At 41.4% G+C, this 12,059-nt stretch carries 8 protein-coding genes, 3 tRNA genes and 1 pseudogene; 4 read left to right on the top strand and 8 right to left on the bottom strand.

Annotated elements, in window-relative coordinates; genetic code table 11:
• Window positions 1–245 precede the first annotated feature (245 nt).
• Complete coding sequence (locus tag FWF39_RS10315) at window positions 246–1,223, top strand: NADH:flavin oxidoreductase (protein WP_343383357.1); 978 nt, start codon at window positions 246–248, stop codon at window positions 1,221–1,223.
• A gap of 180 nt (window positions 1,224–1,403) precedes the next feature.
• Window positions 1,404–3,386, top strand: a complete 1,983-nt coding sequence (locus FWF39_RS10310; protein ID WP_343383356.1) for a PAS domain S-box protein — start codon at window positions 1,404–1,406, stop codon at window positions 3,384–3,386.
• A 99-nt stretch (window positions 3,387–3,485) separates the two neighbouring features.
• Here the strand turns inward: FWF39_RS10310 and FWF39_RS10305 are convergent, their stop codons facing one another.
• The 3 genes from FWF39_RS10305 to FWF39_RS10295 form a co-directional block, all read right to left on the bottom strand.
• Window positions 3,486–4,283 (bottom strand): mechanosensitive ion channel domain-containing protein, encoded by a 798-nt coding sequence (locus FWF39_RS10305; RefSeq protein ID WP_343383355.1) that lies wholly within the window; start codon window positions 4,281–4,283, stop codon window positions 3,486–3,488.
• A 182-nt stretch (window positions 4,284–4,465) separates the two neighbouring features.
• Window positions 4,466–4,828, bottom strand: a complete 363-nt coding sequence (locus FWF39_RS10300) for a hypothetical protein (protein WP_343383354.1) — start codon at window positions 4,826–4,828, stop codon at window positions 4,466–4,468.
• 391 nt (window positions 4,829–5,219) lie between these two features.
• Window positions 5,220–5,297: transfer RNA gene (locus FWF39_RS10295), tRNA-Ala, on the bottom strand.
• 455 nt (window positions 5,298–5,752) lie between these two features.
• On the opposite strand from FWF39_RS10295, the gene FWF39_RS10290 reads away from it, so the two are divergent.
• Window positions 5,753–5,831 (top strand) — tRNA-Arg (locus FWF39_RS10290).
• A 34-nt stretch (window positions 5,832–5,865) separates the two neighbouring features.
• On the opposite strand, the gene FWF39_RS10285 is transcribed toward FWF39_RS10290, so the two are convergent.
• Both FWF39_RS10285 and FWF39_RS10280 read right to left on the bottom strand, forming a co-directional pair.
• Complete coding sequence (locus FWF39_RS10285) at window positions 5,866–7,431, bottom strand: DUF790 family protein (RefSeq protein ID WP_343383353.1); 1,566 nt, start codon at window positions 7,429–7,431, stop codon at window positions 5,866–5,868.
• Entirely contained in the window at window positions 7,418–8,782 is a 1,365-nt protein-coding gene (locus FWF39_RS10280) for a DEAD/DEAH box helicase family protein (protein WP_343383352.1), read from the bottom strand. Before FWF39_RS10280 ends, FWF39_RS10285 begins: the two co-directional genes overlap by 14 nt.
• A 420-nt stretch (window positions 8,783–9,202) precedes the next feature.
• Here FWF39_RS10280 and FWF39_RS10275 point away from each other — a divergent pair, with 420 nt between their 5' ends.
• A complete protein-coding gene (locus FWF39_RS10275; RefSeq protein WP_343383351.1) occupies window positions 9,203–9,382 on the top strand; it encodes a hypothetical protein in 180 nt (59 codons plus the stop codon).
• A gap of 400 nt (window positions 9,383–9,782) precedes the next feature.
• Here FWF39_RS10275 and FWF39_RS10270 read toward each other — a convergent pair whose 3' ends face one another.
• From FWF39_RS10270 to FWF39_RS10260, 3 genes and pseudogenes are all read right to left on the bottom strand, one after another.
• The gene (locus FWF39_RS10270; RefSeq protein ID WP_343383350.1) at window positions 9,783–10,289 is read right to left on the bottom strand and encodes a hypothetical protein; all 507 of its coding nucleotides are present in this window, start codon (window positions 10,287–10,289) and stop codon (window positions 9,783–9,785) included.
• Window positions 10,290–10,557: 268 nt separating this feature from the next.
• Window positions 10,558–10,632, bottom strand: a tRNA-Lys gene (locus FWF39_RS10265).
• A gap of 601 nt (window positions 10,633–11,233) precedes the next feature.
• Window positions 11,234–12,059: pseudogene (locus FWF39_RS10260) on the bottom strand (hypothetical protein); the annotation flags it as partial.

Here is a 12,059-nt window from a genome sequence, read left to right as displayed (position 1 = left end):
ATTTTGACCATGTTTTTAGTTGGGTGGGTGCGGTATTTTTGGAAAGGTGTTTTGCAGAGTTTGGGTGGTGAGGTAGTGTGTCGTAAGATAACTCGGGTGGGAAATTATTTTGGGACAAGACAACACCAGCAGAAATATACCTAAACAAAAAGTGTAACCCTATTTCCGGATAGAACATCATAGTTTTAAGTGAGAAAGCCTTTTTTGTGTGTTTATATGCTGTTAGGCACATATCGGTGTCTTTATTGGTTGGACTTCTGGATCCTTTGACAGTTAAGGATGTGTGTTTGCGTAATCGTTTAGTGATGCCGCCGATGCAGTCGGGGCGTGCATCGTTTGAGGGTGATGTCACTAGTAGACTCATCAATTTTTATGTTCGCCGCTCCTCAGTGCTTGGTCTGCCTATTGTTGAGCATGCGTATGTGTCAGCACTGGGGAAGATAGGCCCTAAACAGTTAGGTATCTATAGTGACAAGTTAATTCCGGGTTTTGAAAAACTTGCAGAGGCCATACATTTGGCAGGGACTCCTGCGGTGGTGCAGATAAGCCATGCAGGAGCGGTGGCAACCAAAAAAGTCATCGGTGTTATGCCGGTTGGACCCAGTGCCAGAAATAAGACGCGTATGCTTGAAAAAAGTGAACTCTATGAACTGGCAGAGGATTATGCACTGGCAACTGAGCGGGCAGTAAAAGCAGGATTTGATGGAGTGGAACTTCATGGTGCGCATGGCTATTTGCTCAACCAATTCTTTACACCTCTGCTAAACAAGCGCGAGGACGAGTTTGGGGGTTCACTTGAGAACAGGATGCGTTTTCCACTCTTAGTTGTTGAAAAAGTGCGTAAACAACTAGGCAAGGGACTGCTGCTATATCGCATAGGAGCAGACGATTTAGCACCAATGGGCACCCAACTCCAGGATGCAATCAGCTTTGCACAGAAACTTGAACAAGCAAGCGTAGATATTGTGGATGTATCAGGCGGTATGTGCGGCAGCGAACCCAAACAACTCCAACATATAAACGGTTACTTTATCGCTCAAGCCAGCGCAATCAAAGCATCAATTAGAGCACCAGTTATCGGCGTAGGCGGAATCACAGAAGCAGAATTTGCAGACAAACTAGTACAAGAAAACAAAGTAGATCTAGTTGCAGTAGGCAGAGCAATTTTACACGATAATTTATGGCCGCAAAGAGCCATTCAAACCCTACAAAACAAAGTTTAATGAGAAAACATTTTCAGGACGACCCTATTTTGGTGAGTTACGAAAGGTAACATAAAGCTCAAAGCACATAATCATTGTTGGCATAAATAAAACGAGCGTTTTTATCGGTTGAGTCAAAGTCAGGTTGCAATACATTATTAACCTTCAACAGCTTATTAGTTATGGAGCGCTCGAATATTTTTGAGACAAACCATTCTAACACCTAAACAGCAGAAGGCAAACCCAGACAAACACCCAACCGAAAAAGAACAAACAACACAACACAAAAACACAGAACAAGAAAACACAGAAACCAACCAAAAGCTACAGTTGATTTTAGAAAGCATCCAAGACGGCCTGATCATCCTAGATCACAACTGGCAACTAAAATATGTCAACAAGTGTGCAGCCAAAGGATTTTGTGCAGAAGCAGAAAAACTCGTGGGAAAAAACCTCTGGAAACTTTTTCCCAAATACAGTGGAACCCTTTTCGAAAAAACCCTCCACCAAGCCAAAGAGAATAAACAAACAACACACTTTGAATGGGATAAACTATACAATACCCCAAACACATGGGAAATCAGTGTTTTTCCCGCATCCAACGATTTAGTGATAATCTGGCGGGATATATCTAAGCGTAAAAAACTCGAAAAAACCCTGCAACTAAATATGGAACGGTTTTCTAAAGCCTTTAACTGTTGTCAAGCGGCTCTGTTTATTTCACAACTCAAAGACGGCCTCTTTTTGGATGCAAACGAAGCTTTTTTGCTAACCTTTGGTTTTAGCCGAGAAGAAGTCATTGGAAACACCGCATTTACACTCAACATATACCCAGACCTAAGCAAACGCAAAGAGTTTGCCCACATACTACAAACCCAAGGGGCAATACGCAACCTAGAAGTATACATGCAAACAAAAACCGGCAGGCCGCTCACACTTATCGCATCAGTAGATCACATTATGCTCAACGGACAAGACTTCACATTGGGCACCTTCACAGATATAACGGAGCGCAAAAAAGACGAAGAAATACACAGAGAAAACGAAGAACGCCTAAAACAAGCACAACATCTGGCGCATATGGGCAACTGGACGATGCATGTTGCAGAAAACAGAGTATTTTGGTCAGAAGAATTATTTGATATGTTTAAACTCAAACCAGACAAATATGGCCTTGAGTATGAAATATATAAAACCTACATACACCCCGAGGATTTTGAGCGGGTAACAAAGATAACAGATAACTTTATTGCAAAAGGCAAACACGAAGAAACAACAGTTTTTGATTATCGGGTAGTTCTATCAGATGGTTCAGTACGTGATCTGCACACTGAGCGCACCATTGTAGACGTCGATTCCAAGGGCAAACCCACCAAAATCATGGGTATAGAACAGGATATATCCGAACGCAGAAAAATTGAACAACAACTCGAACGCCACCACAAACAGCTAGAACAACTTGTCGAAGAACGCACCAAACAATTAGCTGACAGCCAACGCCTCGCAACCATTGGCCAAACCGCAGGAATGGTCGGACATGACATCCGCAATCCACTACAATCAATCATGTCTTCACTGTATCTAATCAAAGAAGAGTTAGATCTGATGACAGACAGCAAAGAGAAAAACAATGCACTCCAAGAACTAATCGTGATAGGCGAACAAATCAACTACATTGATAAAATAATAGCAGATCTGCAAGACTACGCACGCCCCATCCAACCCGAATACACCGAAGTAGACATACCCGAACTAATTGACAGCATCTTCCAAACCGTCAACATACCCATCCGGATAATGCTTAGAGTAAACATAAACAAAATACCCCAGATGCAAACAGACCCAACCCTAATGCGACGCGTCTTAACCAACTTGATTAACAACGCCATCCAAGCCATGACAGAAGGCGGCACCTTAACCATAAACATACACCAAGACAAAAAAACAAACAAGGTTATCATTGAGATTGAGGATACTGGAAAAGGCATACCCAAAGAGGTCCAAGAAAAACTATTCACCCCACTGTTTACCACAAAATCAAAAGGCCAAGGCTTTGGATTAGCAGTGGTTAAGCGCATAACCGATGCCCTAGAAGGCGAAATAAACTTTACAAGCCAAGAAACCAAAGGAACAAAATTCACCCTAAAATTCCACCAAAACCATAACCGACCCTTAAAGAGCTGACAAGAATTAATCTAACACCATAAACTAACTGCAAAGGTTACGAGTTATACAGACAGCTATTGAAGGCCTTTAGTGATTTGTCCAACGTTTACAGGCAGCTTATTTTTTAAGTTTTGCTCGCTCCTCATCCCAACGTCTAAAAACTTGGTCAGCAATTTGGGGCCTTATTGTGAAAATATCACTGGGCGTTGTTACATAGAAATAAACCATATAGACTCGCTCAATCGCAGTTGAACGAACCAAGGTGCAAAAGGGCCGCTCGGGAAGATCCTTATAGGCAGCAAAGACAGCATCAAAAATTTCAGAGAGCTTCTCAGTTGGAACTAAATGATCAAAGCCAATCTCAAACGTATAGCAGTAAACATTGCCTCTTGAAGGGGTGGTTTCATAGAGATAATTAGTTAGGTCACGATCAAGCAACTGCAAATTACTCACAGCAACAAGAGTATTACCAGAAGTTAACACCTTAGCATAGTTTAGGGTAATTTCTTGGGCTATACCCTCAACAGTTCCAATTTTAACATAATCACCCACCTTAAAGGGCCTAGCCGCCAAAAGATAAAGACCAGCAATAAAATTACCGATCGTTTTTTGCGAAGCAAACCCTAATGCAGCACCACCCACGGCCGAAATAGATATGAGTAAATCCGCAGACAAACCCTCGCGACCTATTGCAAGCAAAGCCCCAATCAGAATTAAAATCCGAAAAGTCAAGGTCAATTGATTGGCAGTATTTAATTCAAGTTTTGCGCGCTTAGAAAAATAAGACAAATACCGCGTTATAATACGCTCGATTACAATAGCTATAACTATAATCAATATCAAGGAAATAATTTGAGTTGTAGAAACGCCAAAAAAGCCATCAGCGGAATTAGACGATTGATTAACTGCAGACATTAACAGCTATCCTAAGATAGTCTGTCCCATTATACACTATAACTCTTTCTGAAACTAACCACCAAACCAAACAAAAAACACTAAAAAACACAAAATATAACAAGCAACAAAACCAACAACACAACACAAAAACTATCAATAAACCCACTGGCCAAATTTTATAATTTTAGAACACCGCTATTCTAAAATTTACGGTCCGGCCGACCTTCTTTTTGATAATCATATGTTCCAACACATATAGCAAAAACAGCAATCGTCAATACCCCAGCTATAGGCAGAGTTATAATGTTTAGCATTGCCAATAGCAGATTAATTATAGCACCAATACCGGTGTTCACAACGGTATAGATTATACGGGCTCTAAAGTCACCATAGGTCCGCTCAAGCTTAGGTATGAAAAACAATGAAAAAATATCTTTAACCCGCAGAGGTCCCAAAGCACCATCAACGTCCACAGTGTTAGCAGCAATCAATTTTGGCATCATCGGCAAAAGAAGAAGTGCGGCTCCAACCGAAATAATACAACTCAGAAGAAATTGACCCAACGCAAGCGCGATAAACACCGTACTTACAAAGCAACAAAACACACCAAGAAAATAATACACTCTGGTTTTGGTTTTTATAGCTTTATAAAAAGCCCACAAACCCCCCAACAAAAAAAGAGACGTACAACCAGCCATAAATGCAAGTACATTCCAAGCGAGGTCCATATTTTTTATTACCCACCCACCTGTTAAATATTTATGCCTTAATTTTCTGGAAAAATATCAATAAACAATCAAAAAACAAATATTTTCTAAATTCTCAGACCACACGCTAATCCGAAGACAAAATAACTAAAACAAAACAACAGAAACACAAATGTCAACGCGTCATACAAGCTCACTCAAATACGCCGTTAGCTAAAATAACAAACACCACTTTTTGAGAAAATTTTGGTGGACCGAGCGGGATTTGAACCCGCGGCTTCCGCGTTGCGAACGCGGCGATCATACCAGACTGATCTACCGGCCCAACCTGCAAAAATACGCAAACGTCCACATTTAGAGGTTTCGGTACGTCACTAACATGATTTCAAAAACAGTACTAAAGACATAATTTACACAACAATAGAAAACACAGGACAAAAACAATAAAAACCAGACACAAAATCACACCCAAGTCATCCAGTGGTTTCCATACAATCACCTAACAGGCAAATTATCTTACCAATAACCACACAGACTTTAACACTACAGATCAAATCAACATGTGCGTATATGTGTAGTGCTTACAAATCTTGATTAAACCTGTCTGTGGTCTTGTATAGAATGTTTCAAGCATCACAAAAAATATTAGGCACCCCAAAACAAAATCCACACTAAACTATCTTCACAAACCTAAAATGCATAGAAGCCATGAAAAACCTAAATACATGATTAGCACTAAAAACAGCATCACCTTCACTAATGAGGTGTTTCTGTATAAGTGGGTTCGTAGCCTAGCACGGATTAAGGTGTCGGCCTTCGGAGCCGGAGATCGTGGGTTCAAATCCCACCGGACCCGCCAACATACAATTAAAAAACAAGCCAAATTAGAAGCGTTAAGGGGTTTTTGGGGGTATGATTTCGGCTTGTTCGCTGTTTATACCATTCCATTTTATTTTGTAACTCAGTAGATGTAGTATGCTGGATATGTCAGCGACGCCTTGGGCTTCTATTATCGTGGTAGTTTGGCTCAGTGTTAGTTTTGGGGATTGTTTCAATACGTCTTTGAGCAAAATAGATATTTGTTCGAGTTTTTCGGTGCTTACTAAACCGTTAGATATGGGTACGTATCCTGTTGGAGGTTTAGTGGTCAGTACGGTTTGGATGGATTCGACTGAGAAGCCTAGTCTGTTGGCGAGTTCGGTGTAGAGTAGTACTGGTTCAGTAAGGTTCAGGGTTGTTTTTTGGAGGGTTTGAATTTCTTTTGTTTTAATTTCTTCGAATTCGCTTTGGAGATAGCGAAGAATAGGGGCGAGGGAAATTTTGTCTTTATAGTAGATAAAGTGTAGTTGGGGTCGTTTCTCTAGGGTGATTAGTTTTTCGCATGCTAGGGCTTCATGGACGACGAGTATCATTTTGTCGTTGACGTGTTGGAGTTTTTCTGCTTTTCGGCGCAGGTAGTCTTCGGTCCAGAATCCAACGATTTCTAGGTAGATTTTTAGACCGGCTTTTTGGAGTGAGAAGTCAGGTATGAGGACTTGGTTACCGGTTATGATGGGTTCGGGTTCACGTTTTAGGGTCCAGCCTGAGTCTAGGGCTCGGAATTGGTTGGCAAAGTTTTCTTCTGTTGTACTGTCGTAGGTTATGGGTTCAGGTTTGGGTGGCTTTAGCAGGGTGGCGTGTTTTTGGCTTTCCATATTAAAGTTGCACATTTCGTTTGTGTATTTCCACAGGATTTTGGCGTTTATGGTCCAGTTTTGGTTTGTGGTTATGGCGGGTAGTAGTTTGGCTATGTTTATGCCGTAGCGTTTGGTGAGTTTGAAGAGACTGGATGGGCCGTCTATTTTTACATTAAAAAAGGGGGTTTGTTGGGAGACTTCGTAGATGAGCCCTAGTTTTTTGATGGCATAGAATAGTTGTTGCCAGTTTCCTGAGGTGCTAAAGTTTAGTTCGCTGGATTCGAAGAGAAGGGTTTGGGTTAAGCTGAGGTTGTATTGTTGAAGTAATGTTGTGGGGGTTGGGGGTTCAAATTTTTCAAGAATCAGCTCTGCGTCTAAATCAGCATATAGCTGGTCTTCGATAGTTTCAATGGAAAAGGAGGTTTCTGTGGCAATGGAGGTGATTATTTGTTGTCGTTTTTGGGGTGTTGTAGGTATGCCGTGTTTTTGGGTGGCTTGGAAGATACGCCGTCGTAAATCAGAGGGGTTGGTTTTGCTTTTGCAGATAAAGCGGCTTTTTCGATCAAGTAGCAGTGATAGGGCTCGAACAAATCGGTAGTCGTGGCCTTGGTTTTCTAATTCGGAGACATAGGCCATGAGAACTTTTTTTTGTTCACCAATGTGGGTGGTGTAGAATTCGATTATGCGATAAGCAACAGTGAGGTTCTCAGCTGATAGTTTGGCATATCGGGGTTGTATTTCGCCTTTGCGTTTATACACTAAGAGTAGATTACTGGGCAACATGGTTGGGTTTCTCCTCGTTGGGTTGTCGGCGGCGGCTGATGTTTACTTCTACGGTTTGTTTTGAGATGATTTCGACTAGTTTGGCGGTTTTGCCGTCTTTTTTTCTAAGGATTCGGCCTAGGCGTTGGACAAATTCACGTTTGCTACCGGTTCCGCCAAGTACAATACCAACCGATGCGTCAGGTACATCCACGCCCTCATCTAGGACCTGGGAGGTGACAATTACGCGGTATTTGCCGTTTCCGAAATTTGTTAGGATCTCGCGTCGTTCCTCTCGGGGTGTCTGGTAGGTAACTGCGGGTATGAGAAAGCGTCGGCTGATGGTGTAGACCAAATCGTTATAGAGGGTAAAAATTAGCATTTTCTCAGTTTTGTAGGTTTCAAGTTTTTCAGCGAGTAGGTCAAGTTTAGCCTCGGAGTTAACGGCGATTTTTAGAGCTTTGTTGCGTGCCAAAAGCGCCGCTCGCGCATCGGGATCACGTCCGGTGGACATGATAAAGCGCCGAAAATCAAAGGCTGATTTCAAAACAAGTTTGCGTGATACAAGATAGTTTTTAAAAATAGCCATATTGGCTTCATAGAGGTGCTGTTCTTGGTCAGTTAACTCAACTGCGATTTTTTCATAGGTGTAATCAGAGAGGTGCTTACCCGCGGTTAATTCTTCAACTGAAACTGAATAAACCTGATCGCCAACCAATAAGGGCAACAGGTTGTGTCGTTGGTCGCTACGTTCATAGGTTGCAGTTAAACCCATGCGGTAGGGTGCAACAAACATTTCTGCAATCTGCATATACCCAGGAGACGCCAAATGATGCACCTCATCAAAGACCAACAGCAAAAATTGGTTACCCAAATATGCCGCCTGTGCATAGGCTGAGTCATAAGTTGCAACCGTCACCATCTTTATCACACTCTCGCCGCCCCCCACCACACCTGCCTCCACACCCAAACACTCCCGCACCCGCTTTCTCCACTGATCAAGTAAATCCAAAGTAGGAACAACAATCAAAGTTTGAACTTTAAGCAAATCAATGGCCTTAAGCGCTATGAAGGTCTTCCCAGCCGCAGTTGGTAAAACCAGCACCCCCCGCTTACCCGCACCCACCCACTGATCCAGGGCCTTATTTTGATAAGCACGCAACTCAATACTGCCCCGTAACTGCTCAAGAACAGACAAATTCAAAACCGCATCCTCAACGCAGAGACTACTTTCTTTAAAAAAATCTAAAACATCACGATAATGACAAGCCTTAACCCGATAACAGTTATTTCTAGGATCCCACTTGCCATAAGGAGTTCCAATTGTCCCCTTTAACAACAACGTACCCCTATCAAACCACAAACGAGACATAAACAACAATACCGAAACTCACATCAATAAACCTACCCAAACACCCAACACACCAAAGCAACCTAAGACATCTGAAGAATCATAAAAGAGACATACAACACCATCGCGGGCATCTTGGAAGATATCGCATTGCAGACTTTCTTTCAATCATCATGCTCTGATTTGCGCAATAGCCGCCAAAGGTCTCAGCAGAAAGCAAATTCAACTGTATTATAAAGCATGTCAAAAATGATAATACAAATATAATTGAGTACAATACTATGGAACCAAATGAAAACAAAAAGGGAACATGAAAAAACACAGACAACAATCGCGCGAGCGATAATTTGTTGTTGGGTATGCTCAGCAATATTTGTGGTACTTGTTGGTATACTGAGCCTTATTGTTGGCTGCATTGTTTCTGTTCCACTATTTTATATAATGTTAGATGCAGAAAAACAAGCAAAGAAACCCAAACCTGTTTCTAACATATGGAATCACGGCGACAGCCTCTATCAAAAACTCAAACACCTCGACGAATTACGATGCAATGAAACTATCACAGTTGACGAGTTTGCAGAACTACAAAAAGAACTGATAATACAAGTTCAAAATGAATAAAGTCAAGTTGCCATTGCATGCTACACCCTAATGACAGATTAGTTGTTTTATTACGCTATCGTTAATTCAAAAAGATAGAAAGTATGCTTAGCACCAGCATTGGAAAAAGTCTCTTAGAAGTACAGCGGAAAGAAGTAAAAACTATTAGAGTAAATATGAAATGAGAGCACGACGGGAGTTGAACCCGCGACCCTCGGATCAAAAGAACTCCCTTTACTCTATGACAACTATAGACTCTTTTACCATTTGAAACCAACATAATGTTGTATTATGTTATTGCCCATATCATATCCTTCAATGCCGCATACTTGACATATGCTTTAATGATTAGATACCTGACCATGCATCCATTATACCATATAAAACTAATTTCTGAACAGAACTAATACACCAAGTTTTCTTACTTACGTGTGTAACCTTTGACTATGAGCCGTGATACTTCCCCTATTACAAATGCTGGAGTAAACAGCAACATGAACAGCATCATAGCAGAAGTTAAACTGTATATACCATGTGCTACCAGATACCTCAATGGCTCTACTACATTGATAAGGCTATTATGTAAACTAAATGCTAAACCAATTAATCCTATTACTGTGTAGAATCCAATTCTATGTTTTAGTTTGTATAGATTAATTTTCATGTGCCCTGCAGGTTCCTTCATTACACCTGATTTATGCTTACTATATGCAAATTTTGCTATTTCTATTATACAGAAACATATAACCAAAGCTGGAATGTAATATATTACAAAACCCACTGATACATCCTGAACTAAATTTGATGGCCATGCTACAATCATCATATCCCTGTAGGTGTAGCCACGTTCACTCATTACCCAGAAATAGACAATTGGACTACAACAAGCTATTACTGCTGAAACTATTGCACTTGTTTTAGTATTCACACTAACCATGTAGTGTTACATCATACAATGTATTATACTTGTTTGATATAGTGGATAGTTTTTAGGAATAATCAATTAACTAAACAATTATGCCCCCAATACAATAGGGGAGGCTTCCTACAAGTAAGAGGTACCCATCAGCACATCCAGCATTATCAATGCTTTGTAGAAGGCAAGCGAACTTATGTTTATCATAAATTGAAAGTAACTACAAGTAAAGAAATGCAAGCAATAAAACCCACACCAAACTCCAATGAGAAGAATGAAGCGGGTCCGACGGGAGTTGAACCCGCGACCCTCGGATTAAAAGTCCGATGCTCTAGCCTGACTGAGCTACGGACCCGCGCTCATTTTTGGTGTAGCTGTTAGGAAAATACAAAGGGGTTTTTTAGCGTTTCGGATAAGAAAAAGCAAAAAGCAAAAAAAAGCCATAAAACAACACGCTTCCACCAGTAGTAATAAACCATATTTGAGTTAATTCGGCGATATACAAACAACTGAGGGCTGTGGCACAATAGCAAACCCACAACCAAATCAACATGTAGCAAGTCTTGTATAAGTCGTTGTGTATGACCAATCACTACTGTGCAACATGAAGTCTAGCTCAGCCCATTAAAGCAAGCACCGTAAGTAAGGTTGAGTAAATCGGTGAACAAATTAGCCAAAGAGTTACAAAAAGAGCCGCCTGATACAACGAGTTTTTCAGCAAGTAAACTTGCATAGCACAATTTTACAGCTAATATTCACATACACAATTCTGCACCCATCAGGTGCAGAAATTAAAGAAACGGGCAAAAATATAGCAAAAAGAAAAATGTAAAAACCCACTGAACGCGAAGTTTATATCAAAATAACTAGCTACAGATGAACAAAAACAGCCTGATTGACAACATTAAAACAGACACAAAAACAAAACAAAATAAAAGAAAGAGTTGGGGGTTAGTTTATTCTTCCTCGGTGGTGTTTTCGTCGCTTTCGTCTGTTGGGGTGGTTTGGTCGGTGTCGGTTTCCATTGCCACCATTTCGTCTGAATGCGCCTGTTGAGGCGCCTCTAAAGGGTGGGCCGGAATGTGGGCCTCCTCCACGATAACTGACTGAATGATTGGTTCTTCAATTGCTGGTTCCATGATTTTTTCAAGGGTGGTTTCGATTGGAGCGTGTTCTGTGACTTCGAAAACTTGCAGGGGCGCTTCAATAACTGGATTTGCAACAACTATCACTTGCTCGTCAACCGTTTCAGCTGGAACAATAATATCAGAAGCGACATCAACTATAGCTTCCTCATATGATGCTTCAACTGAGGGTTCAATGTCCAGTGATGCTTCTGCAACCGATTCTTCAAAAACTAGCTCGTCTGGAAGGTCGGCAACTGTGACTTCTATGGGGCATTCAGCATCGGCAACAAGGGTTTCTTCTGCTGGGAGAACTTCAACAACTGCATCTTCAAGTGGCAGATCTTCTGCTGGAGCCGCCTCGGTTGAAGATTCAACTGGAGCTACTTCTGTGATGATTTCTGCGTCAACTGCTTCAGATGCAACTTCAACAGCGTCAGTTTCAACTGCAGCAGCATCCTCAAGGGGAGCATCAGCAACAACATAAACCTCAGCAGTTTCAACAAGAGTTTCATCTACTACAGCATCCTCAAGGGGAGCATCAGCAACGATCTCGACTGGAGCTTCAACTGTTGCAGTTTCCTCAAAAGATGCTTCAGCTGGAACTTGAAGTTCAACATTTTCTACCGGAGCATCAGCAACGATCTCGACTGGAGCT

It is taken from the genome of Candidatus Bathycorpusculum sp. (assembly GCF_009778815.1).
GTDB lineage: Archaea > Thermoproteota > Bathyarchaeia > Bathyarchaeales > Bathycorpusculaceae > Bathycorpusculum > Bathycorpusculum hydrogenotrophicum.
Note: the sequence above shows the minus strand (reverse complement) of the source record. Positions and strands in the feature narration are given on the sequence as shown.